The sequence below is a fragment of the Janthinobacterium sp. SUN176 genome (genome assembly GCF_030587335.1).
In the GTDB taxonomy this organism is placed as follows: Bacteria; Pseudomonadota; Gammaproteobacteria; order Burkholderiales; family Burkholderiaceae_D; genus Janthinobacterium; species Janthinobacterium kumbetense.
The window spans coordinates 3,926,322-3,951,250 of sequence record NZ_JAPWIA010000001.1; the positions used below are offsets into that span (position 1 = coordinate 3,926,322).

The 24,929-nt window shown below is 61.8% G+C and carries 18 protein-coding genes and 1 tRNA gene; 14 read left to right on the top strand and 5 right to left on the bottom strand.

The features are described from left to right. Window positions 1-2: 2 nt before the first annotated feature. The 3 genes from O3299_RS17745 to ada all read right to left on the bottom strand — a co-directional run bounded on the left by O3299_RS17745 (window position 3) and on the right by ada (window position 3,475). Window positions 3-1,658 (bottom strand): mechanosensitive ion channel family protein, encoded by a 1,656-nt coding sequence (locus O3299_RS17745; RefSeq protein WP_305054097.1) that lies wholly within the window; start codon window positions 1,656-1,658, stop codon window positions 3-5. Between the two features lie 75 nt (window positions 1,659-1,733). Then, the gene (locus tag O3299_RS17750; RefSeq protein ID WP_305062823.1) at window positions 1,734-2,423 is read right to left on the bottom strand and encodes a 2OG-Fe(II) oxygenase; all 690 of its coding nucleotides are present in this window, start codon (window positions 2,421-2,423) and stop codon (window positions 1,734-1,736) included. After that, window positions 2,420-3,475: a bifunctional DNA-binding transcriptional regulator/O6-methylguanine-DNA methyltransferase Ada gene (gene ada / locus O3299_RS17755; RefSeq protein ID WP_305062824.1), complete on the bottom strand. Its 1,056-nt coding sequence runs from the start codon at window positions 3,473-3,475 to the stop codon at window positions 2,420-2,422. Before ada ends, O3299_RS17750 begins: the two co-directional genes overlap by 4 nt. A 180-nt stretch (window positions 3,476-3,655) precedes the next feature. Here ada and hutC point away from each other — a divergent pair, with 180 nt between their 5' ends. The 8 genes from hutC (at window position 3,656) to O3299_RS17795 (ending at window position 14,227) form a co-directional block, all read left to right on the top strand. Beyond that, window positions 3,656-4,375: a histidine utilization repressor gene (gene hutC, locus O3299_RS17760; protein WP_070254615.1), complete on the top strand. Its 720-nt coding sequence runs from the start codon at window positions 3,656-3,658 to the stop codon at window positions 4,373-4,375. A 330-nt stretch (window positions 4,376-4,705) separates the two neighbouring features. After that, a complete protein-coding gene (locus O3299_RS17765) occupies window positions 4,706-8,029 on the top strand; it encodes a PAS domain-containing hybrid sensor histidine kinase/response regulator (RefSeq protein ID WP_305062825.1) in 3,324 nt (1,107 codons plus the stop codon). 70 nt (window positions 8,030-8,099) lie between these two features. After that, entirely contained in the window at window positions 8,100-8,558 is a 459-nt protein-coding gene (locus O3299_RS17770; protein ID WP_251350167.1) for a response regulator, read from the top strand. Window positions 8,559-8,860: 302 nt separating this feature from the next. After that, complete coding sequence (gene trxA / locus O3299_RS17775; RefSeq protein ID WP_077408631.1) at window positions 8,861-9,187, top strand: thioredoxin TrxA; 327 nt, start codon at window positions 8,861-8,863, stop codon at window positions 9,185-9,187. A 156-nt stretch (window positions 9,188-9,343) separates the two neighbouring features. Next, the gene (gene rho / locus O3299_RS17780; RefSeq protein WP_034746249.1) at window positions 9,344-10,606 is read left to right on the top strand and encodes a transcription termination factor Rho; all 1,263 of its coding nucleotides are present in this window, start codon (window positions 9,344-9,346) and stop codon (window positions 10,604-10,606) included. Window positions 10,607-10,900: 294 nt separating this feature from the next. Then, window positions 10,901-11,170 carry a type B 50S ribosomal protein L31 gene (locus O3299_RS17785; RefSeq protein ID WP_034746247.1) on the top strand — a complete coding sequence of 90 codons (270 nt, stop codon included), beginning with the start codon at window positions 10,901-10,903 and terminating at the stop codon, window positions 11,168-11,170. Between the two features lie 152 nt (window positions 11,171-11,322). Next, a complete protein-coding gene (locus O3299_RS17790; RefSeq protein ID WP_305062826.1) occupies window positions 11,323-13,047 on the top strand; it encodes a glycosyltransferase family 39 protein in 1,725 nt (574 codons plus the stop codon). A gap of 199 nt (window positions 13,048-13,246) precedes the next feature. Then, the gene (locus O3299_RS17795) at window positions 13,247-14,227 is read left to right on the top strand and encodes a choice-of-anchor A family protein (protein WP_099666403.1); all 981 of its coding nucleotides are present in this window, start codon (window positions 13,247-13,249) and stop codon (window positions 14,225-14,227) included. A gap of 74 nt (window positions 14,228-14,301) precedes the next feature. Here O3299_RS17795 and O3299_RS17800 read toward each other — a convergent pair whose 3' ends face one another. Further along, the gene (locus tag O3299_RS17800) at window positions 14,302-15,981 is read right to left on the bottom strand and encodes an AMP-binding protein (RefSeq protein WP_305062827.1); all 1,680 of its coding nucleotides are present in this window, start codon (window positions 15,979-15,981) and stop codon (window positions 14,302-14,304) included. A gap of 132 nt (window positions 15,982-16,113) precedes the next feature. Here O3299_RS17800 and O3299_RS17805 point away from each other — a divergent pair, with 132 nt between their 5' ends. The 6 genes from O3299_RS17805 (at window position 16,114) to O3299_RS17830 (ending at window position 24,249) form a co-directional block, all read left to right on the top strand. After that, window positions 16,114-18,477, top strand: a complete 2,364-nt coding sequence (locus O3299_RS17805) for a DNA polymerase II (protein ID WP_305062828.1) — start codon at window positions 16,114-16,116, stop codon at window positions 18,475-18,477. A gap of 274 nt (window positions 18,478-18,751) precedes the next feature. Continuing rightward, complete coding sequence (locus O3299_RS17810; RefSeq protein ID WP_077408635.1) at window positions 18,752-20,068, top strand: hypothetical protein; 1,317 nt, start codon at window positions 18,752-18,754, stop codon at window positions 20,066-20,068. 154 nt (window positions 20,069-20,222) lie between these two features. Next, window positions 20,223-20,309 (top strand) — tRNA-Leu (locus O3299_RS17815). Window positions 20,310-20,710: 401 nt separating this feature from the next. Continuing rightward, entirely contained in the window at window positions 20,711-21,772 is a 1,062-nt protein-coding gene (locus tag O3299_RS17820) for a radical SAM protein (RefSeq protein WP_305054103.1), read from the top strand. Between the two features lie 4 nt (window positions 21,773-21,776). Beyond that, window positions 21,777-23,207 carry an MBOAT family protein gene (locus O3299_RS17825; RefSeq protein ID WP_305062829.1) on the top strand — a complete coding sequence of 477 codons (1,431 nt, stop codon included), beginning with the start codon at window positions 21,777-21,779 and terminating at the stop codon, window positions 23,205-23,207. Beyond that, window positions 23,194-24,249, top strand: coding sequence for a hypothetical protein (locus O3299_RS17830; protein ID WP_305062830.1), 1,056 nt, complete (start codon window positions 23,194-23,196; stop codon window positions 24,247-24,249). Before O3299_RS17825 ends, O3299_RS17830 begins: the two co-directional genes overlap by 14 nt. 91 nt (window positions 24,250-24,340) lie before the next feature. On the opposite strand, the gene O3299_RS17835 is transcribed toward O3299_RS17830, so the two are convergent. Next, window positions 24,341-24,919: an NnrU family protein gene (locus O3299_RS17835; protein ID WP_305062831.1), complete on the bottom strand. Its 579-nt coding sequence runs from the start codon at window positions 24,917-24,919 to the stop codon at window positions 24,341-24,343. Between the last annotated feature and the right edge of the window lie 10 nt (window positions 24,920-24,929).

Sequence of the window (24,929 nt, forward strand, 5' to 3'; positions counted from 1 at the left end):
CGTTATTTATCATCCTCCCCCCGCTGCGCCGGCGCCCTGAACCATTCACCGGGCGGCACCACATGCGACTCTTTCGGGTCATCGATGTAGTGCGGCGAGGTGATCTGTACGTCGAATTCGTTGAAGACGTCGATGATGTTCTGGTGCAATCGGTTCAGCACTTCGGCGCGCTGGCGGGGGACTTCGGCGCTGGCGTAGGCGACGAGGCGGTATTGCACGTAGTAATCTTGCAGGGCCAGTTGCATCACGTACGGCTTCGGCGTGGTGGACAGCTCCGTCGTGCGCGACGCGGCCAGTTCCAGCATGGCGTGCACTTGCCGCCACGGCGTGGCGTAGCCGATGGTGACGGTGGAGTCGAGCACGAAGCCGCCGCCGGGCTGGGCGCGCGAATAGTTCTTTGTCGTCTGCGACATCACCCAGGCGTTCGGCAAGGCCACCTCTTCGCCCAGGCCCGTGCGCAGCCGCGTCTCGAACATGCCCACGTCGACCACCGTGCCTTCGCTGTCGCCCACGCGCACATATTCGCCTTTGCGCAGGGCGCGCGTGTACATCAGGATCAGGCCGCTGGCGCCCTGGCCCACGATGCTCGACGCGCCAATCGACACCATCAGGCCCACCAGCACGGACAGGCCCTGGAAAGCGGCCGTGTGCGAACCGGGCAGATACGGGTAGGCCATGGCCAGCGCGAACAGCCAGATCACCACGCTGGCGATGCGGCGCGTCGGCAGGGCCGTGTCCTTGTCCAGCCAGCCGATTTGCAATTCGCCGCTTTCCACGCGCTTGAACAGCGAGGCGGCCGTGGCGGCGATCAGGCGCGCGATGGCGAAGATCACGCACACCAGCACCAGCCCCGGCAAGGCGCCGATGATGGCGTGGAAGACGTCGGCGGCCACGTCGAACAGATAGCCGCTCAGGCTTTCGCCCCAGGAGCGCGTGTAGGGCAAGCGGCCCAGCACGAAGGCGGCCCACAGATACGTGGCCATCAGGCGCAAGCCCCACAGCACGGCGCTCAGCAGTTGATACGCAAAGGCGATGTAGTGTTCGGCGTCGAGCACGCGCACATTCTTCAGGCGCACGTCGCGCAGGCGCGAGGCCAGCAGGATGCCGCTGCGGCGCTTGGCCCAGTGGTACAGGCGCGTCAGCCCCATCCACACGAGCCAGAACACGAGGGTGGCGGCCGCGCACACGGCGGCGGCAATGGCCAGGTAACGCCAGCTGCCCTGTTCGCGGTAATCGAGCACGGCCTTGCTCAACTCGCCGGCCGCCGTTTTCGCCACGCTTTCCGTCGTGTCGCCGGCCAGCTGGTTGACATCGCCAGGCACGACGACGAACAACTGCACGCCGTCGAGCAGCACTTGCGTGCCTTCGGGAATCATGCGCGTGCTCGTCTGCAAGGGGCCATTCTTGGCCAGCACGCCTTCCAGCCGGCGCTGCGCGCCCGTGGCCCGCTCATCGGGCGGATAGCCGGCCAGCGCGGCGCGGAAGACGAACACCTTGCGGTTGGCAAACATCAGCGGCGCCGTCCTGGCCGCCGCGGCCTGCGACGGCGCCACGACGGACGCGGCCTCCGCAACGAGCGCGGGCACGCCATCGTCCGCATGGGCTGCGGGCAGCAGGAAAATGGTCAACAGGCACAACAGGCGGAGCAGCGCGGACATGGCAGAAATGAAAGAGTGACAAGAAGCAGCCATCATGCCATGTAATCCTGGAAACTCAAGCGCCGCAGCTACCGTTCAGCTCGCATCGTGGAAAATGATGCCCAGGGTGTGGCGCAAGCCCGAACGCAGGCGCGACACGCCATGGCGCATGTTCACGCGGTAACTGCCGCGCGTGCCATTCACGGGGCGCTGCGCGACGGGAAAGAGCACGGCGTCGCCCTGCGCCAGCGGCACCACTTCGGCGCGCGACTGCATGCGCGGGCGCTGCTCCGTCAGCACGAACTCGCCGCCAGTGAAATCGTCTTGCGGGCGCGACAACAATACGGCCAGTTGCAGCGGAAACACGTGCTCGCCATACAAGTCCTGGTGCAGGCAGTTGTAATCGCCTTTGCGGTAGCGCAACAGCAAGGGTGTGGGCCGGGTTTGCCCTGCCGCATGGCAGCGCGCGAGGAAATCGGCGTGCGCCACGGGAAAGCGGCTATCGAGGCCCATGCCGGCGTGCCAGCGGTTGGCGATGGCCGCCAGCGGCGGATACAGCTCCGTGCGCAAGGCGGCCACGGCATCGGGCAGCGGATGCGCCCAATACTGGTACTCGCCTTGCCCAAAACCATGGCGCTGCATCACCACCCTGCTGCGAAAGCGCGACGCATCGTCGTACTGCGCCGCCAGCGCAGCGCATTGCGCGGGGTTCAGCAAGCCAGGCACGACGGCGCAGCCGTATTGATTCAGATCATCCTCGATCTGGCGCCAGTCCAGCGCCCTCACCGTTCGCCCTCACGCTCGAGCAGCGCCTGCTTGCGCTCCACGCCCCAGCGGTAGCCGGACAGCGCGCCATCGTTGCGCACCACGCGGTGGCAGGGGATGGCGACGGCCAGGGCATTCGCCGCGCAGGCGCCCGCCACGGCGCGCGCGCCTTGCGGGGTGCCGATGCGCCGCGCCAGCTCGGCATAGCTGACCGTGCTGCCGGCAGGAATCTCGCGCAAGGCTTGCCACACGCGCTGCTGGAACACGGTGCCGCGCACGTCGAGCGGCAAGTCCAGTCCCAGGCCCGGCGCCTCGACCAGGCCGACGACTTGCGCCACCGTCTGTTCATAGTCGGCTTCCGCGCCGCGCAGCTCGGCTTGCGGAAAGCGGTCCTGCAAGTCGCGCAGCAGCACTTCCGGGTCGTCATCGATCAAAATCGCGCAAATGCCCTTGTCCGTGCTGGCCACGAGGATGGCGCCCAGCGAGCAGGCGCCGATGGCAAAGCGGATCACGGCGCCGCTGCCGCCGGCGCGAAACGCGCCCGGCGTCATGCCCAGCAAGCCCGGCGTGGCGGCATACAGGCGGCCGCTGGAATTGAAACCGGCCGCGTACAGGGTCTCGGTGACGTTGCCCGCCCCCTGCAAGCCGGCCTTCAGGCGCTCGCCGCGCCGCGCCGCCGCATACGCTTTCGGCGTGATGCCCGTGTGCGCCTTGAAGACGCGGTGAAAGTGAAAGCGGCTCAGGCCGGCGGCCTGTGCCAGGCTGTCCAGGTCGGGCAGCTCGTCGCTGGCGTCGATCAAACGGCAGATATCGGCCACGATGGCCGCCTGGCGCTGGGCCAGCGGCGGCAGGTTGGGCTTGCAGCGCAGGCAGGGACGAAAACCGGCCGCCTCCGCCTGCTCGCAACTGGCGTGGAAGGCCACGTTGCGGCGCAAGGCGGGGCGCGCCGCGCAGGATGGCCGGCAATACACGCCCGTCGTGCGCACAGAATAGTAAAAGACGCCGTCGGCGTCGGCGGCGCGGCGCTGCAGGGCGTCCCAGCGCTCGTCGTCGGTCAGGTATGAGTGAGGCATGTCGGACTCCGTGCTTGTGATTGGCAAGTCTCCAGCATAGCCAGCGCCTGGGCGCACCACACTCCGGCGCTTGCTTTTGAATTCAAAAAAGGCTGGCGGCGCCTGCCTTGCTCGGTGCTAAAATCGGCCATCGCGCCTCCAGCCGGCGGCGCGCCCTGCCCGTGCCCCGGAGAAATCGCATTGGACGACCACAATACACAAGAAAATACGCCCATTTTCCAGCGCATCAAGGATTTTCTGCTGGCCGGCATCGCCGCCGGACGCTGGAAGGAAGGCGACGTGATTCCCTCCGAACAAGCCTTGGTCAAACAATTCGGCGTCTCGCGCATGACGGTCAACCGCGCCGTGCGCGAACTGACCAGCGAGCAAGTGCTGACGCGCCGCCAGGGTTCCGGTACCTATGTGGCACAGCAAAAATATCAGGCGACCTTGTTGGAAATCAAGAGTATCGCCGATGAAGTGCGGGCACGCGGACATATCCACCGCAGCAGCTTGCAATTGCTGGAACGCACCAAGGCGTCCGACTTGCTGGCCAAGCAATTCGGCCTGCCGCCGGAACACCCGCTGTTTCATTCGCTGATCGTGCATTTTGAAAACGGCGTGCCGATCCAGGTGGAAGACCGCTGGGTCAATCCCGAGTGCGCGCCCGACTACATGACGCAGGATTTTTCCAGCATCACGCCAAACGAATACCTGATGGCCGCCGCGCCCCTGCAAGGCGCCACCTACAGCATCGAAGCGCTGTCGGCGCCGCGCGACATCGCCGAAATGCTGGCCATCGACACCAAACAGCCGTGCCTGGTGCTGCGCCGCCAGACGCGTTCGGGCGGCAAGATCGCCTCGATCGCCACCATGTGGCATCCCGGACACCGCTATCAATTCGCCGGCAGCTTTAGCTGAGGCTATCGCCTCGATTGAGTAGCACGAATTCGCGCCAACTTTCTCACGAATTCTCACCAAATCGCGAAAAAAACGGCCATTTCGGGGCAAAAAAAATCCCGTTTTGGCCGTTTCTGAACTTAAATACTCCGAGTAAATATTCGATGCTATAGTTGCCGCCAGAAAGCGCCGCAGGCGTTTATTTGAGCGCGCCTCATGTACTGCCAGCCTAGTCCAATCACGCCCCAGAAAGGGATGCATTTGTCGTATTGCAGCCACACGAGTTTCGGCGCACCACGCCCACGGCGCCCTGCGCTGCGCCGGCTCGCTCGTACGATGCTGGCGGCAGGCATGACACTTTCGCTGCCTGCGCAGGCGGCGGCAGCCGTCATGGCGCCGGCATTGCTGTGGCCGTATGCGGCTGCCAGCGCCACCGCCCTGGCGGGACTGGCTTGCTGGCAAGCCTGGCGCCTGCGCCAGCAGTTGCACCGCCAGCCCCAACCGGCGCAAGCCCAGGCCGAACAGGATGCCGTGCAAGCCTTGCGCGGCGCCACCATGGCCGGCTGGACCTGGCGGCCCCAGTCCGACCGGCTGCAGTTCGCGCCCCAGTACCAGGATGTCCTGGGCGACAAGAATGCCAAACTCGAGCATGCGCTGGCCGACTGGCTGGCCGAAGTCCACCGGGATGACCGCGCGCGCCTGAGCCTTGCTTTCCGCCAGCACCTGGATGGCCAGGCGCCCGGCACCTTCAATTGCGAATTCCGTTTGCGCCACAGCGACGGCCACTGGCGCTGGCTGCTGGCGCGCGGCGCCGTCCTGTCGCGTGCCTCGAACGGCGGCGCCACGCAGGCCAGCGGCATCGTCTGCGATATCAGCGAGCGCAAGCAGGACGAGCAATCGCGCATGCGCTCGATGCTGGAAGCGGCGCCCGAAGCCATGCTGGTGGCCGATGTCGAGGGCAAGGTGCATTACGCCAACCAGATCGGCGCGCGCTGCTTCGGCTATCCGCTGGCCGAATTGACAGGTATGTCGCTGGAGCAATTGGTGCCGGAAAGCACGTCCAGCCACTCCGCGGGCGATCCGCAAGGGCGGCACAGCCTGCCGGGCCGGGTGATGATGGCGCGCCGCCGCGACGGCACGCACTTCCCCGCCAAGGTCAGCCTGTCGCCGCTGCGCATGGCCGGCCAGGTATTTTCCATCGTCTCGCTGCGCGACATGACGCAGCGGCAACGCGCCGAAGAAGCGCTGCACGCCAGCTCGGAACGCTATCGTCTGATCGTGCAGACGGCCGCCGAAGGCATCTGGATGACGGATGCGAACGGCAAGACCACGTTCGTCAACCCGAAGATGGCGCACATGCTGGGCTACACGGTGCAGGAAATGCTGGGCCGTCCCCTGCTCGACTTCATGGACCGCGACAGCCAGTTGCTGATGCAGCGCCGCCTGGCCAGCCACGGCAGCTTCGCCAGCCAGCCGGACCAGGTCGATTTCCGCTTCTTCCGCAAGGACCAGTCCAGCCTGTGGGGCTTGCTGTCGAGCACCAGCATCCAGTCGGACAACGGCGAGCCGGGCGGCACGCTGGCGATGATCACCGACATCACGGAACGGCGCCAGGCGTCGATCGCGCTGTCGAACTCGAGCCAGCGCATGGCGTCCGTGTTCGGCGCCGTGACGAATGGCCTGGTGGTGCAGGACAGCCACGGTCACATATTGGAAAGCAATGCCGCCGCCGAACGCATGCTGGCGGCCAGTCCGGCCGGCAACAGCCTGTGGCAAGCCATCCGCGAAGACGGGTCCGCCTTCGACCAGCGCAGCCATCCCGTGCACATCACCCTGTCGACGGGCGAAGCCATGCGCGACGTGCTGATGGGCGTGCAGCAGCCCGACGGCAGCCTGTCGTGGCTGTCCGTGAATACGGAAGCGATCCGCGATGAATACGGCAAGGTGGGCATGGTGGTGGCCAGCCTGACGGACATCACGTATCACAAGCGCAGCGAGAGCGCCTTGCGCGAGCTCAATGAACATCTGGAAGAGCGCGTGGCGCAGCGCACGGAACAGCTGGACCAGGCCAAGCAGGTGGCCGAAGAAGCGAGCCTGGCGAAGGGACAATTCCTGGCCAACATGAGCCATGAAATCCGCACGCCGATGAATGGCGTGATCGGCATGGCCTACCTGGCCCTCAAAACGGACCTGGAACCGCGCCAGCGCGACTACCTGGAAAAAATCCGCTTTGCGGGCGAACACTTGCTGGGCATCATCGACGATATCCTCGACATCTCGAAAATCGAGGCAGGCAAGCTGGAAATCGAGCATGTCAACTTCAGTTTCGACCACGTCGTGCAAACCCTGATGACGGTGGTGGCGCCGCGCGCCGCCGGCAAGAACCTGGAATTGCTGTTCGAGATCGACCCGCAATTGCCGGCCGTGCTCGTGGGCGACCCGCTGCGCCTGGGGCAAGTGCTGATCAACTACGCCAATAACGCCATCAAGTTCAGCGAACAGGGCAGTATTACCGTGAAAGTGCGCAGGGTGGTGGCGGACGCGAAACACTGCCTCGTGCGCTTTGAAGTGTGCGACCACGGCATCGGCCTGTCGCAGGATGAAATGAGCAAGCTCTTCCAGTCCTTCCAGCAAGCCGACACGTCCACCACGCGCGAATATGGCGGCACGGGCCTGGGCCTGGCCATCTGCAAGCAGCTGGCGCAGCTGATGGGCGGCGACGTGGGCGTCGACAGCCGTCCCGGCGCCGGCAGCACCTTCTGGTTCACGGCCAACCTGGGCATTTCCGACCAGGCCGCGCCCGCCATGCTCGACAGCATGGTGCAGACGGCGGCCGCCATGCGCGCCAGCGCCGACGCAGCCCTGGTGATGCGCACGCTCAAGCATGCGCGCATCCTGCTGGTGGAAGACAATACGTTCAACCAGCAAGTGGCGCTGGAATTGCTGGAGGAAGCGGGCGCCTCCGTCTGCCTGGCCAACAATGGCGAGGAAGCGCTCGACCTGCTGCGCCAGACGCAGTTCGACTGCGTGCTGATGGACGTGCAGATGCCGCTGATGGATGGCTTGCAGGCGACGCGCCTCATCCGCGCCGACCCGCAACTGGCGCACCTGCGCGTGCTGGCCATGACGGCCACGGCCACCAGCGAAGACCGCGTGCGCTGCCTGGAGGCGGGCATGGACGATTTCATTTCCAAGCCCATCCAGCCAGCCATGATGTACCAGACCATCGCCAGCTGGCTGCCGGCGCACGAAACACCGCCGCCGCCGGCGCGCAGCCGCGCCGCGCCCGCCTTCAAGACCACCCTGGCGGGCGACCCGCAAGTGATCGACTTGTCCATCCTGGCCAAGTTGCTGGGCTACAACCCGGAAAAGGTGCGCAAGTTCGCCTTCAAGTTCCTGCAGACCACGCAGGATGGCTTCGGCGACATCGATGCGGCCCTGGCGCGCGGCGACGTGCACCAGGTGCGCGAACTGGGTCACCGCATCAAGTCGTCGGCGCGCACCGTGGGCGCCCTGGGGCTGGCCGAGCTGTGCCACAACCTGGAAACCCTGGCGCCGGGCGAACCGGCCGACGAGGCGGAGCGGGCACGGCGCATCGTCACGCGCCTGTGGCCCCTGCTGGAACAGATTACCGAACAAATCATGAATAACACCAGCTTTGCCAATGACGATTAGCTACCGCCAAATTGGGTTGCGGCAAGGTATCGGCATCGACAGCGATGCATATCAACAGAAAGACATGACGATGAACACTGTATCAAACCAAGCAAGCCGGGAACACAACGAAGCAGGCCTGGCGCCATTGCGCGTGCTGCTGCTGGACGACGACGTCTTCATGCTCGACGTGCTCAGCGACATGCTCGAGCAAATGGGCCAGTTCGATATCCGCTGCGAGTCGCACAGCGAACAGGCGCTGTCGACCCTGAAGCAGCACCAGCCCGACCTGCTGATCTGCGACCTGTCGATGCCCGACATCGACGGCATCGAATTTTTGCGCATGGCGGCGGAAAACGGCTTCCGCGGCGGCGTGGTCCTGCTGTCGGGCCTGCATTCGGCCGTGCGCCTGGCGGCCGAGCGCCTGGCCATGGCCAACGGCCTGCATATCCTGGGCACTTTCCGCAAGCCGATGGAAAGCGCGGAATTGCAGCTCATGGTGAACTTGCAACTGCAGCACTCGGCGCGTCTGGCCAGCGTGCAAGCCTGAGCGCGCAGGCCGGCAGGGAGGGCGGATACGGCGCTGCAGGCCAGCAGGCATGCGGCTTTGCCGCCCTGCCGGCACGCATGGGGACGATATGCCTCAAGTTTTTCTGCAATAATCGCCACGCTTTGAAAAAATGGGTTATTATTTCAGCCATCCCCGCCTGCATACCTCTGGTCGCACCTTCCAAGACATTGAAGTCGTGCCCATTGTCCCCATCTTCTAACTGCATTCCAGGAAGCATGGATGGCGAACCAGCGTATGGTTAATTCCAGGCATTATTGATCCCACCCTCATTTGAGGAAAATATGAGCGAAAATATCAAACACATTAGCGATGCATCTTTTGAAGCAGACGTCCTGAAATCCGATTTGCCAGTCCTGGTCGACTTCTGGGCAGAATGGTGCGGTCCCTGCAAGGCCATCGCCCCGATCCTGGAAGAAGTGGCCAAGGAATACGCCGGCCGCATCCAGATCGCCAAGATGGACGTGGACGCGAACCAGGCAGTGCCTGCCAAGTTCGGCATCCGCGGCATCCCGACCCTGATCCTGTTCAAGGATGGTGTTGCAGCTGCTCAAAAAGTGGGCGCCATGGCCAAGGGCCAGTTGACCGCTTTCGTCGACAGCAACATTTAATGTATGATGGGCAGCGCTGCGCCCGCAGCGCCGCCTGACTGGAACGACCGGGAAGCGGCTTTGCCCTCATTCGTGCACAGCCTTCCCCAATAATTAATCAACGCCACGCAGTCCCCTCCCCTACCTTTACATCCCGTCTCGGGACACTCAACACATATGCATTTATCCGAACTAAAGGCCCTACACGTATCCGCCCTGCTTGAGATGGCGATCGGTCTTGACATTGACAACGCAGCCCGCTTGCGCAAACAGGAGCTGATGTTCGCTATCCTGAAAAAACGCGCCAAGTCCGGCGAACAGATTTTTGGCGACGGCGCCCTGGAAGTGCTGCCTGACGGCTTCGGCTTCCTGCGCTCGCCCGACGCCAGCTACATGGCGTCCACCGACGACATTTACATCTCCCCTTCGCAAATCCGCCGCTTCAATCTGCACACCGGCGATTCGATCGAAGGCGAGGTACGGACCCCGAAAGATGGCGAACGCTATTTCGCATTGGTCAAAGTCGACAAGGTCAACGGCGAATCGCCGGAGATGTCGAAACACCGCATCCTGTTTGAAAATCTGACGCCGCTGCACCCGAACGAGCCGCTGCGCCTGGAACGTGAAATGAATGGCCAGGAAAACATCACCGGCCGCATCATCGACCTGATCGCCCCGATCGGCAAAGGCCAGCGCGGCTTGCTGGTGGCGTCGCCGAAATCCGGTAAATCCGTGATCCTGCAGCACATCGCCCATGCGATCACGGCCAATCACCCGGACATCACCCTGATCGTGCTGCTGATCGACGAACGTCCGGAAGAAGTTACCGAAATGCAACGTTCGGTGCGCGGCGAAGTCGTCGCCTCGACCTTCGACGAGCCGGCCACGCGCCACGTGCAAGTGGCCGAGATGGTGCTGGAAAAAGCCAAGCGCCTGGTCGAAATGAAAAAAGACGTCGTGATCCTGCTGGACTCGATCACCCGTCTGGCACGCGCCTACAACACCGTGATCCCTGCCTCGGGCAAGGTCCTGACCGGTGGTGTCGACGCGAATGCGTTGCAACGTCCAAAACGCTTCTTCGGCGCCGCGCGCAATATCGAAGAAGGCGGCTCGCTGACCATCATCGCCACGGCGCTGATCGAAACGGGTTCGCGCATGGATGACGTGATCTTTGAAGAATTCAAGGGTACCGGCAACATGGAAGTGCATCTGGAACGCCGTTTGGCTGAAAAACGTGTCTATCCGGCAATTAACCTGAACAAATCGGGTACCCGCCGCGAAGAATTGCTGATCAAGCCGAACGAACTGCAAAAAATCTGGATTTTGCGCAAGTTGCTGTACTCGATGGACGAGATCGAGGCGATGGAGTTCATTCTGGACAAGATGAAAGCGACGAAAAATAACGCCGAATTCTTCGACATGATGCGCCGAGGGGGGTAAACCTACTGCGCGTCCCGCTCTACGGCCTGTGTTGCTCGCTGTACCTTCGTACAGCTGCGCTACTCGGCCGTATATCGGGCCTGCTCGCTACGGTTTCCCTCCCCTCGGTGGCGTCATATCAATGCACTACCGGCCCAAGCCGCTCATCGAGCGGCTTTTTTATTGCCGTCTGCCGGAAAGCGCTATATAATCGACGGTTGCATTATTTTAAACCCTGGCAAGTGATCGGCAATCGGGTCAAGAAGCAGGACGACCGACGAAGTGCTGTTTGGCTACCAAACTAGAGAGAAGACCATGAAAGTCGATACCCATCCAGAATACCGCGAAGTTGTTTTCCACGATCTGTCGTGCGATTTCAAATTCGTTACCCGCTCGACCATCCAAACCCGCGAAAAAATCACCCACGACGGTAAAGAATACCCACTGGTGAAAATCGAGGTTTCGGCTGAATCGCACCCATTCTTCACGGGCAAGCACAAAATCGTCGATACCGCCGGTCGCGTCGAGAAGTTCCGTCAGAAGTTCGGTTCGGTTGGTTCGAAAACCGCAGTCGCAGCAGGCTAATTTTTGCCGCATTGCGGCAAAAAAGGGCAGCTTCGGCTACCAGAGAAAAGGCAGCTACGGCTGCCTTTTTTGTCTTTGGCCGCTTTACTTTATACTCGCGCATACCCGACGCCATTCGTCGCGTCTTGCCACTATTCTGATACCGATTATCGATGAAGCCAGTCCGCCTTCCCGCCGCCGCCACACTCGCGCTGCCACGATGGGCCTTGTTTGCGCTCGGCCTGCTGTACATCCTGCCTGGCCTGATTGGCCGCGAACCGTGGAAGAACGATGATGCCGCCAGTTTCGGCATCATGTGGACCATGGCGCATGGCGGCCTGAACGACTGGCTGTGGCCCAACGTGGCCGGCCTGTCGCTGCCCGATGAAGGTCCGCTGGCCTTCTGGCTGGGCGCCATTTTCATCAAGCTGTTCGGCTGGATCGACGGCGACGTCTTTGGCGCGCGCATGTCGACCATCGGCATCTTCGTCGTCAGCACCCTGTCCGTCTGGTACACCGCCTTCAACCTGGGACGCCGCAGCGACGCCCAGCCGCTGCGCCTGGCCTTCGGCGGCCAGCCCGAGCCGGACGACTTCGGCCGCACCCTGGCCGATGCCGCCGTACTCATCTACCTGGGCTGCCTGGGCCTGCTGCAGCACAGCCACGACATCACGGCCGAAGCGCTGTACGTGTCCCTGATGGCCTATTTGCTGTACCGCGCCGTGCGCTACATGGAAGGCCCTTCCGTGCGCAATGCGGCCCTGCTGGGCCTGGCGATGGGCGGCCTGGCCCTGGCGCGCGGCTGGATCACGCCGGCGGCCCTGAGCATCGCCTTGCTGCTGTGCACTATCTTCCTGCGCCTGCCGTTGCTGCGCAGCATACGCCACCTGGCGCTGGCCATCCTGATCGGCATCGCGCTGACCCTCGTCTGGCTGCTGCCGGGCGAATGGCTGCTGCCGTACGGCCATTCGCCGCTGCACGCCTGGATGGAATGGAATTGCCGCCAGTTCAGCGCTCCGAGCCTGAAAAGCGTGCAGTATTTCTTGCGTGTCGGCATCTGGTTCTTCTGGCCCGCATGGCCTTTCGCCGCCTGGGCCGTGTACGCCTGGCGGCGCCAGCACCACGTGCTGCACATCGTCGTGCCGCTGACCTTTGTTGCCATGCTGGCAATATTGGGCCTGTGCCATCCCGATCCCGACCCGAGCCAGTTGCTGCCCCTGCTGCCGCCGCTGGCCGTCATGGCCGCGTTTGGCTTGCTGACCATGAAGCGGGGCGCCATCAACGCCATCGACTGGTTCTCCGTAATGGTGCTGACCATCTGCGCCCTCGCGCTGTGGCTATTCTGGTTCGCCATCCTGACCGGCTGGCCGCCAAAACTGGCGCATAACGCCCTGAAACTGATGCCAGGCTTCAAGCCCGAGCTGGACTTGCTGGCCTTTTTCGTGGCCGCCTGCGTCAGCGCGGGCTGGGTGGCGCTGGTGCACTGGCGCATCTCGCGCCAGCCGGCCGTGCTGTGGCGCGCCGTGGTGCTGTCGTCCGGCGGCCTGATCCTGATCTGGGTGCTGATCATGACCCTGTTCCTGCCGCCGCTGAACTACAGCAAGAGCTACGCCAGCGTGGCGCACCAGATTTCCGTCCACCTGCCGCCGGGCAGCAAGTGCATCAACAGCAACGTCGGCGCGGCCCAGCGCGCCTCGTTCGCCTACTTCGGCCACTTGCCGTTTGCCGGCGTGGGGCAGCAGGAATGCGATGTGTTCCTGTTGCAAGACAGCATCAAGGTTCCTGACAGCAAGGAACAATTGCCCGAGCACCACGGCGCGGACTGGATCAAGCTGTGGGAAGGGCGCCGCCCCACGGATGACGTGGAACGCTTCCGCCTGTACCAGCGCGTCAGGTAAGCAGCAAAAAAACCGGGCCTTGCCCGGTTTTTTTATGTCCGCAAGCCAATCACTGCCGACAACAAAAGTGTTGCTTTTAAATATAGTTAATTACCTAAATTGAACTAGAATTGCTTTTTATATTATAATGATGGCTTGCGCGATGGCGGTGTCTTGCTTTCCCGCCCTATTCGTCCCCCAATTCACCATAAGGCTGTCCATGAAAAAATTTGCCACACGTACCTTGCCGCTCATCAGCGCCGCCCTGTTCGCCTTCTCCTTCAGCGCCTCGGCCCAAGCCACCGTGATTGACCTCGGCGTCGCCAACGGCTACTCGGCCTTCATCTTCGGCAACATCGGCAGCAGCAACGCCAGCGGCTTTACCAGCGTCAGCGGCAGCCTGGCCGCCGGCGGCAATATCTATCTGGAAGGCTACAGCGTCGGCACGAACAAGAAGCCGGGCAGCGCCGCCAACACGCTGGTCGCCGGTAACAACCTGAACATCGGCGGCGGCAGCATCAACGGTACGGGCGTATATGGCGTGAGCAATGCCAACGGCACCGTGACGGCGCCATCGTGGTACCCAACGGGCACCTTCAGCAAGGGCAATGCTTCCACCCTGGACTTCGCAGCTGCCCAACAGCAACTGACGACCCTGTCGGGCGATGTGGCCAAGCTGCAATCGAACGGCACCGTGATTTCGCAATACGGCGGCTTCAAGCTGGTAGGCGACATCAACGCCGACGTCAACGTCTTCACGATCAATGCAAACGACCTGCATAACCTGAGCCTGGACGTCTCGTCGCTGAAAAGCACGGCCAGCATCATCATCAACGGCACCGCCACCAACATCACCATGAGCGGCGGCTTCGACAATTTCGGCAGCTTCGCCGACCGCACGCTGCTGAACTTCGCCAATGCCACCACCACCAGCCTGAACAACGTTGGCATCAACGGCAGCATCCTGGCGCCGAACGCCGCGTTTTCCGGTTCGGGCAGCATGAACGGCACCCTGGTCGCCAATTCGGTCAGCTCGATCAATTATGGCCACGTCTCGATGAACGGCGCCGGCTTCAACACGGTGAACGTCTCGGCCGTGCCGGAACCAGGCACCTACGCCATGCTGCTGGCCGGCCTGGGCTTGCTGGCCTTCGTGCGCCGCCGCACGCCAGCGCGCGCACCGCAAGCCGCGATGGCCTGAGCTTTACGCTGAATCCATAAAAAACACCGGGCCGCGCGAGCGTCCCGGTGTTTTTTTATGCGCTGGCGAAAGACTTAGTCCCCGCTCAGCCCCAGATCCGTCGCCACCTGCTTGCGCAGCAGGTATTTCTGGATCTTGCCCGTCACCGTCATGGGGAATTCCTCGACGAAACGCACGTAGCGGGGAATCTTGTAATAGGCGATCTGCCCATCGCAAAAGGCGCGGATGTCGTCGCTGGTGGCCTGCGTTCCCGGACGCAAGATGATGCAGGCGCACAACTCTTCACCATACTTGGCATCCGGCACGCCCACGCATTGCACGTCGAGCACGCTGGGGTGGCGGTACAGGAATTCCTCGACTTCGCGCGGATAGATGTTTTCGCCGCCGCGGATGACCATGTCCTTCGAACGGCCGACGATGCTGCAAAAGCCGTTGGCGTCGATCACGGCCAGGTCGCCCGTGTGCATCCAGCGCGCCGCATCGATGGCCTCACTGGTTTTTTCAGGATCGCCCCAGTAACCCTGCATCACGGAATAGCCGCGCGTGAGCAATTCGCCCTTTTCGCCGCGCGGCACGATGCGCCCTTCCGCATCGACGATTTTCACTTCCAGGTGCGGATGGACGCGGCCGATGGACGACACGCGCATTTCGCGCGGATCCTCGATCGCCGTCTGGAAACTGACGGGCGACGTTTCCGTCATGCCATACGCGATCGTGATTTCCGCCATGTGCATCAGCTCGATGACCCGCGTCATGACTTCCATCGGGCAGGGCGAACCGGCCATGATGCCGGTGCGCAAATTCGACAGATCGTATTGCTTGAAATCAGGATGGTCGAGGATAGCGATGAACATGGTCGGCACGCCGTGCAGCCCAGTGCAGCGTTCGGCCTGCACGGTTTCCAGCACGGCTTTCGGGTCGAAACCTTCGCCGGGAAACACCATGGCTGCGCCATGCGTGACGCAGGCCAGGTTGCCCAGCACCATGCCGAAGCAGTGGTACAGGGGCACGGGAATGCACAAGCGGTCCTGTTGCGTCAGGCGCATGGCTTCGCCGATGAAGAAACCGTTGTTCAGGATATTGTGGTGCGTCAAGGTGGCGCCCTTCGGCGCGCCCGTGGTGCCGGACGTGAACTGAATGTTGACGGCGTCGTCAAACTGCAAGGTCGCGCTCACTTCTTCCAGGTGCGCCAGGTCGCCGTCGGTAATGCCGTCCATCAAGGCGTCGAAGCTGTGCATGCCGGTGGTGGCGGCCGCGCCCAGGCGGATGACGTGGCGCAATTGCGGCAAGCGCGGCGACTGCAGGGCGCCGGCGTGCGAACGGGCGATTTCCGGCACCACATCTTGCACGATGGCCAGGTAATCGCTGGACTTGAAGCTGGGCGACAGGATCAGCGCGCTGCATTGCACCTTGTCGAGCACGTATTCGAGTTCCGAACGCCGGTAGGCGGGGTTGATGTTGACCATGATCAAGCCGGCTTTCGCCGTGGCAAACTGCGTCAGCACCCATTCGGCGCAGTTCTGCGACCAGATGCCGACCCGGTCGCCCGGCTGCAAGCCCAGCTTCAGCAAGCCGGCGGCCAGGCGGCGCACGCGCTGCTGGAATTCCAGATACGTCCAGCGCACGTTCTGGTGCGCCACGATCAGGGCGTCGTGCTGGCCGTAGCGGGCGGCGATGCCATCGAGGTAAGCGCCTATCGTTTCGCCGATCAACGGCGTCTCGTGGGCGCCATGTACATAACTCATTGCTTGCATGCTGTCTCCAGGGTAATGGCGCGACGCGCTCTTCTTATGGTCATCGACTACAAAAATTATAGCCGCAACCGCCCCCGCCCTGCACCGGCTTGCTGTAATGTGCAGGCCAGCACACCCGACATTCACGGCACCATGACAGGCAACACGCAGCACCCGCCCGAACAGGGCTTCATCCTGACCCGCCACTGGCGCGACACGCCCGCCGGCACGGAGGTCGATTTCTGGCTGGCAACGGATGCCGGGCCCCGCCACGTGCGCCTGCCCGTGCAGACGGCCGTCGCCTTCCTTCCCATGGAGCAACAGGAACAGGCGCAACAGTTGCTGCGCGGCGAACGCCATGCGGAGCTGCGTCCCCTGTCGCTGTGCGATTTCCACCATCGCCCCGTGCTGGGATTGTACTGCAAGCAATACCGGCATTTGCTGAAGCTGGAAAAGCAGCTGCGCGCACACGGCATCGATGTGTATGAAGCCGACATCCGCCCGCCCGAGCGCTATCTGATGGAGCGTTTTATTACGGCGCCGGTGACATTCAGCGGAGAAACACTGCAGGAAGTGCAGCTGAAACCGGCGCCCGGCTACCGTCCCGCATTAAAACTGGTATCGCTCGATATCGAGACGACGGCCCATGGCGAGCTGTATTCGCTGGCGCTGGAAGGCTGCGGCCAGCGCCAGGTCTACATGCTGGGCCCGCCAAATGGCGTCGACGGGGAACGCGACTTCGACCTCGAATACTGCGACTCGCGCGCACAGATCCTCGAACGCCTGAACACGTGGATGGAGCGCCACGATCCGGACGCCATCATCGGCTGGAACCTGGTGCAGTTCGACTTGCGCGTGCTCAAGCAACATGCTGAGCGTTATCAAGTCCCGTTGAAGCTGGGACGGGGCGGCGCCGTGATGGAATGGCGCGAACATGGCGGCAAGCAGGAGCATTACTTTGCGGCCGCCGCGGGGCGGCTGATCATCGACGGCATCGAAGCGTTAAAATCGGCGACGTGGAACTTTTCCTCGTTCAGCCTGGAAAACGTGGCACAGACCTTGTTGGGCGAAGGCAAGTCCATCGACAATCCCTACCAGCGCATGGCCGAGATCGACCGGCGTTTCCGCGAAGACAAGCCGGCGCTGGCGCGCTACAACCTCAAGGATTGCGAGCTGGTCACGCGCATCTTCGCCAAGACCGAGCTGCTGACCTTCTTGCTGGAACGGGCCAGCGTGACGGGCCTGGCGGCCGACCGCAGCGGCGGCTCCGTGGCCGCCTTCGAACATTTGTACTTGCCGCTGATGCACCGGCAGGGTTACGTGGCGCCCAACCTGGGCGATATTTCCGGCGAAAACAGCCCCGGCGGCTTCGTCATGGATTCGCAGTCGGGCCTGTACGATTCCGTGCTCGTGCTCGACTACAAAAGCCTGTACCCGTCCATCATCCGCACTTTCCTCATCGACCCCGTCGGCCTGGTGGTGGGCACCAGCGGCGATGAGGCCGACACCGTGCCCGGCTACCGGGGCGCGCAGTTTTCGCGTGTGAAACATTGCCTGCCCGCCATCGTGAAACAGGTGTGGCAGGGCCGCGAGATAGCCAAGCGCGAGCGCAACGCGCCGCTGTCGCAAGCCTTGAAAATCATCATGAACGCGTTTTACGGCGTGCTGGGCTCCAGCGGCTGCCGCTTTTTCGACCCGCGCCTCGCTTCGTCGATCACCCTGCGCGGCCACGACATCATGCACCGCACGCGGGAACTGATCACGGAACACGGTTATCAGGTGATCTACGGCGACACGGATTCCACCTTCGTGTGGCTGAAAACGGCACATACGGATGAAGAGGCGGGCAAGATCGGCCGCGCCCTCGTGACGCATGTGAATGCGTGGTGGGACCAGCATCTGCGCGAGGAATTCGGTCTGGAAAATGCGCTGGAACTGGAGTTCGAGACGCATTACCGGCGTTTCCTGATGCCCACCATCCGCGGCTCGGAGGAAGGCAGCAAGAAGCGCTACGCGGGCCTGGTGGGCAAGCCCGACGGCAGCGAGCAAATGGTCTACAAGGGCCTGGAAACGGTGCGCAGCGACTGGACGCCGCTGGCGCAGCAATTCCAGCAAGCCTTGTACCTGCGCATCTTCCAGCGCGACGCCTATCAGGACTATGTGCGCGACTACGTGGCGCGCACGGTGCGCGGCGAATTCGATGCTTTATTGGTCTACCGCAAGCGCCTGCGCCGCCCGCTCGACGATTACCAGCGCAATGTACCGCCCCACGTGCGCGCGGCGCGCACGGCCGACGCCTACAACCTGGCGCAGGGCCGGCCGCTGCAGTACCAGAACGGCGGCTGGATCAGCTATGTCATCACGGTGGCGGGGCCGGAACCGCTGGAAACGCAGCGCTCGCCCATCGACTACCACCATTACCTGACGCGCCAGCTGCAACCGGTGGCCGACGCGATATTGCCCTTCCTGGGCGATGATTTTTCGCGCCTCGTGTCCGGGCAGCAGGATTTGTTTTAGATCAATTTTACTGACCAGCATGACAAAGCTGAGGTAATATCGGCGCCTGCCGGGCTTATCTGCCCCTGCCCAACAGGCGCTGTGCGCCGCGGCAGCGTAAAATACGCCATGGCGAAAGAATAAGAACTGCACGAAGAAGAAGATGCCATTCCAGACGAGAATCGTTCGCAACAGGATTTTCCACGCTGAAATGGCGCATAATTTCACACTATGTTGAACCAGCGGGCAGCGCGTTTAGCCGTCTGCCCCGCTAATTTTTGAATGAATTGATACCATGACCGAGATCACGTCCTTAAGAGACATCCCGCAAAAAAATATCTTCCGCAAGGGCGACACCTTTGTGCTGTTCGGCGAGCTGTTCGGCCGCGGCTATGTGAATGGCTTGCTGGACGAAGCGCGCAAGGCGGGCATGAATATCGTCGGCATGACGGTGGGCCGCCGCGATGAAAACATGGCGCTGCGCCCGCTGAACGCGGAAGAGCTGGCCGAAGCCGAAGCCAACCTGGGTGGCCGCATCATCAATGTGCCGCTGATGGCCGGTTTCGACCTGGACGCGCCTGCCGGCGAACCGACCCCGACGGCCCTGCTGGCCGACATGACCCTGAAAAGCTGGCAAGAAGACAAGCTGGACTGGGCACAGATCGAACGCTGCCGCGAAGCCGGCATCGCCCGCTTCAGCGCTTCCGTGGCGAAAGCCATGGCCGAGCTGGACAGCCTGATTCCTGACGGCAGCAATGTGTATTTCGCCCACACCATGGCTGGCGGCATTCCGAAAGTCAAAGTCTTCCTGGCCATCGCCAACCGCATCTACAAAGGCCGCGGCGAGCGCTTCATGTCCTCGCGCGCCCTGCTCGACAGCGACCTGGGCAAGCTGATCCTGATGAACTTCGACGAAGTCACGGCCAACACCCTGCAGCACCTGATCGACGGCAGCGCCGCCATCCGCGCCCGCATCGAGCAAGCAGGCGGCCAGGTGCGCTACAGCGCCTACGGCTACCACGGCACGGAGATCTTGATCGACGGCAAGTACCAGTGGCAAACGTACAGCAACTACACGCAAGGCCTGGCCAAGATGCGCCTGGAAAACGTGGCCAAGGCCGCGTGGGAAAAAGGCATCAAGGCGACCGTCTTCAATTGCCCGGAAATCCGCACGAATTCGTCCGACATTTTCGTCGGCGTGGAACTGTCGCTGTTCCCCCTGCTCGACGCGCTGAAAAAAGAAGGCGGCGCAGCCTGGGCCGAAGAGCAATGGAAAATCTGCCAGGGCTTGCTGGAAGACGGCGTTTCGCTGCAAGACTTGCTCGACCGTATCGCCGCCTACAACGGCGACGCCACCAGCGTGCAGTTCCGCAACTTCGCCGCCTGGCCGATGGACAACACGCCAGAGCTGGCCGACGTCATGATCGGTACTTCGGACGACATCACCAAGCTGCACAAAGACCGCAAGGAACTGATCACCGACCACCTGAGCTCGCTGGTCCTGGAAGGCACGGGCCCGCTGATGTTCCACGCCATGTCGGAGCCGCAAGCGCCCGTCGTCTGGCTCAACCACGACATCATCGCGCGCCAGCTGAACTCCGTGCATAACTGATTCCAGCATCGCCGCAGCCTGACCACGCCGTCCCCGGTTCGCGCCCGGGACGGCGTTTTTCATGCAAGGGCAGCGCCCGATTAATGGGCTAAACCGTTTGCCAAGCGAAAAACTTGCCGTATCGCGATAAATCAGTGATAATGCGTCTCGCGTTGCCGGGATGGCGGAATAGGTAGACGCACGGGACTCAAAATCCCGCGCTGGAAACAGCGTGCCGGTTCGATTCCGGCTCCCGGCACCACCAGACATTGCAGTACCAGAAAACAACCACTCATTCTCAGGATCGGGTGGTTTTTTTTCGCCTGATTTTCCACACTTTCACCGCCCCCTCCGTGTCAAATGCGCACCCTGCGCACCCAACTTGCTAGTCACGCGCCGCAGCACCGGCCGCGCGCGCCCTGCAAACGGTAAAAATGGAGTATTTCATGCTGTCAAGAAAATCTTGCATTGCAATAAAAAGATGTGGCTCAAAAGTAAATTAATTTATAGCCAATATTTCATTTTGCCGGAGCAAGCGGCATACTAAAGCCTCAGGCCCTCGCCCACTTTACGGCTCACGTCTGGGCATGCAAGCTGCCGTCATGCCTCGCCGTACAGGATGCTCAATATCCATAAATTTTTCGATCTTACCTTCCGGTGCCTATGAACTCCCTCTCTGAACTTGCGTCCGCCACGAAGCAAAATGACTTCGCCTATTTTCGTGAACTCAATGCGCGGCTGGGAACCCTCAAGGCGGCCAACTATGATGTGGCGTCAAAATGCAATTTGCGTTGCGAGGGTTGCCTGTTCTTCGAAGGCGAGGAAAACGAAGGACACGAAGACAGCCGTTCGCTTGCCGAATGGGATGCCCTGTTTGCCGCCGATGCGGCGCGTGGCGTCACGCTGGCCTACATGGCGGGCGCGGAACCGAGCCTGGTGCCCGACCGGCTGCGTGCGGCCCAAAAATACATCCCGCATGGCATTGTGTTTACCAATGGCACGATACGCTTGCCCGACGATATCTTTTATCGCATCCATATCTCTTCCTGGGGTGTCGATGAAATCGGCAGTTCATTGCGCGCCGGCGACGTGCTGACCAAGGCGATGAACAATTACCGCGACGACCCGCGTGCCGTTTGCGTGTTTACCATTACCTCCCTGAATATCAATCAGATCATGATCATGGCAGAGCTTGCCAACAGTCACGGCTTGCCGCTCACCTTCAGCTATTTCAGTCCCACCACCCGCTATCTGGACAAGCTGGAAAACAAGGCCGATAACGACAAGGCGTATTTCCGCATCAGCAGTGCCACGCAAAGCCTGGCCCTGACGCAAGCCGACTTTGCCCATGCACGCGCGGAAATTGTGCGCGCCATGCTGGCCTATCCGGAAACGGTGCAATACTCCCTGCACTATGACGACTGGGTCACGGGCGACAAGCTGTATGACATCGATCCCGTCACCAAGATCGCCAGGAACTGCGGTTTTCGCGTCACCAAGCAAGTGCATGTGCATGTCGATCATCAACCGGGCAAGGGCAAGTGCTGCAGTTCGAATATCGATTGCAGCAACTGCCGCGCTTATGCGATGGGACAATCGACCTATCTGTCGCGTATCCGTGAAGCCGTCAGAAAACCGGAAGAACTCGCCAAATGGCTGGAAGTGCGGGAAATCTGGGCCAAGCTGTTTTTGAACGCCAACAACTCGGCCAAGGCACGCCTGTAATACGATGAGTTTTACCTCGTACTGGTTTGCCCTCGCCTTCCTGCCCCTGTCCGCGTATGGCTATCGCCACTTGCTGTCGACAAGCCATGTCAAGCTGCTGCTGCCGCTGCTGATTTCGCTGGCTTTTTATTACCTCAACGATGCGCACAACCTGCTGCTGTTTTGTGCGTCGATGGGCGCCAACTGGCTGCTCGCCGGCCTGATAGGCAGGAACCGCGGGAAAACCCGCTACCTGGCGCTGGCCATTGCGGGAAATTTATGTTTTCTTGCCGCGTACAAGTATGCGAAATTCTTTGTCGTGCCCGGGATGGCGATCCCAGCCTTACCGCTGGGCATCTCGTACTTCACGTTTACGCAAATCGCCTTCCTGGTCGATACGGCGCGGGGACAGGCCCGCAGCACCAATCCGCTCGAATACGCGCTCTTCGTGGCCTGGTTTCCCCACTTGCCTGCCGGCCCCCTGCTGTCGCACAAGGACATGCTGCCGCAATTCCTTGGCGCGCCGGGCACGTCGTCGGCCTTGCATCCGGCGCCGCGCGACTATGCCGTCGGCCTCACCCTGTTTGCCATGGGCCTGTTCAAGAAATCCTGCATTTCCCCCATTTTCCTGTACGCGCAAGGCGACGTTTTCCTGCGCGCGGGACAAGGCGACCCCATCGGCCTCGTCGAGACCTGGATCGCCTGCCTGGGTTTCCTGTTTGAAACGTACTATGATTTTTGCGGCTATTCGGAAATGGCCATGGGCATCAGCCGCATGTTCGGCATCCACTTGCCCGTCAATTTCCATGCACCGTTCAAGTCGTCCAGCCCGGTCGAATTCTGGACCCGCTGGCATGTGACCCTGGGGGCCTTCATGCGCGACTACCTGTATCGGCCCCTGACCAGGAAACGCCAGGTATGGCGGCATTACGCAGCCCTGTTCGTGGTGATGATGGCTGTCGCCATCTGGCATGGCGCCACCATTCCGCTGCTGATCTTTGGCATTTATCAAGGGCTGCTCGTCACCGGCAACCACGCCTTGCGGCGCTGGAATCTGGTGTCGCGCAAAGGCGGCAAGCTGCAGCACTGGGCCGGCAGGGCCTTCACGCTGGCGGCCATCGGCTTTTCCGTCAGCCTGTGGGCCACGCCCGACTGGCAGGAGGCCCGGCACGTCATGCTCGGCTTGCTGGGTGCCGGGCAGGCAAGCGCCTGGCCTGGAGGTTTTTTCGGCATCACCGCCATCCTCGCCGCCGTGGCATTTAACTGGTTCGCCCCTTCCCTGATCGACCTGATGGCGAAAGAGCTCCCCGCCTGGAGCGTGCAGCTGAAAAAGTCCACGACCAGCTCGCTGGCCTGGAAACCCAGCCTGGCGTGGGCGGTAGCAGTCGCCGTCGCGCTGTGCCTGGCGCTCATCAATTTGTCCGCTGTCAAAGAGTTCAAATATGCAGGGTTTTAATCAAGACATCCCCATCGCGCGCTTTTTCGCCTGCGTTTTTTTCATTACGCTCGGATTCGCGCTCCTTGTTGCCGGACTCGTTTTTATCGTCGATCCCTATGCCATCTGGCGGCACCAGCCGAGCCATAAGATCAATACCATCAGACTGGAGATTCCTAACAGTAGCCAGGCAAGCGCGGCTGTATTGCGCAGCACGCTGAACCCGCCTGACGTGCTGATTCTTGGTTCTTCCCGGGTACGGCGTGGTTTCAACGAAACACTCGCCTCCAGCTTATACGGCGGCAACGTTCAAGTGGCTGGCATCGATGCCCTGCCGCTATCAACAGCCAGGGATCTGTTTTTCACCCTGAGCCAAGAGGCACGCATTCGAAGGCTGTATTTGGAAGTCAATTACCTCACATCCAATGCCTGCGAAACGAAAAATGAAAATGCGGTGACAAAAAATGAGCTCGACTTGCCGTTTCATTATCTGTCGCCCGAGAATGCCGTCATATACAGCCTAAGAACGCTGAAAATAAATCTGTTCCCTCCGCGCTCCTTCGACAGCTATTTTGACAAACAAGGACGTTACTATGACGATCAGGCAAAAGGGGCGACACGTGCAGGGGGAGCGCAAGCACATGAGTCGCGCTTTAAGCAGCTCTTCAAGACGATTGCAAGCGCTTGTCAAAATCATGCAAACAATGCCGCCGATATCAGGGATTTGACGGCCATCTTCCATCTCGCGCAAACCAGGCAGATAGAAGTTATTTTGCTGATTTTGCCTGTTAGCGAAAAATGGCAAACACGTATCCGCCAGGCCGGACTCGTGCCTCAAGCCGCGCAGTGGAAAAGGGAGGTCACCTTGCTCGCATCGCAATTCCATGTGCCTTTGCTTGACTATGAGCTGCGCAACGGTGAAAGTGATCATTCTGACAATTCCTCTCCTTCCATGCCCATGTTTTGGGATGAGACGCACTTCTCAAACCGCCTGGGCGACCAGCTGTTACGCGCTATGCTGGACGCCAGCGGCCGCTCTTCCATCCGGCCAAAAATCCCCTAACACCGCAGCCTGCCCTCCAGGCCCGCCTTCACCGCCGCCCACCCCGTATCGATAATGCTGAAACGCCGAAATTGCGTTTGCGCCCGTCCGGCTATCCAAACGGCCGTACGCCAAACAGCACGCCGTGCAGCCAGAACGCCAGCAGCAGCCACAGCGCACAGCCCGCGCCGACCGCGATCAGGGTGCCTGCCATGGTGCCGCCCTCGTACGCCACGCCGGCCGCGCGGTCGCGTTGCACGGCGGAATACAGATCGATTGACGACCAGACGAGAAAGCCGCCGAACAGCAGCACATCGGCCACATTGCCGTTGGCCAGCAGATGCGCGACGGCCCAGAATTGCGTGCCCAGCAACATGGGGTGGTGCACCAGGGTCTTGATATGGTTGCGCGGCACATTGGCCGCCGCCAATAAAATCAGCGAGAACAGCATCAGCAGGGCACTGATGTGGCGCAAGCCCATGGGCGGCGACCACAGCACTTGCGGCTGCTGGCGCGCCAGGGCGTAGCCCCAGATGATCAGGCCCAGCCCGACGAACGCCACGAGCGAATACAGGCCCTTCCAGCGCTTTTCGCCGAGGCGCGCCAGCTGGGCGCTGCGCCAGCCGTCAGCGACGATGCGCACCGAGTGCAAGCCCAGGAACAGCAGCAAACCGAGTATCAGCACCGTCATCGTCCACTCC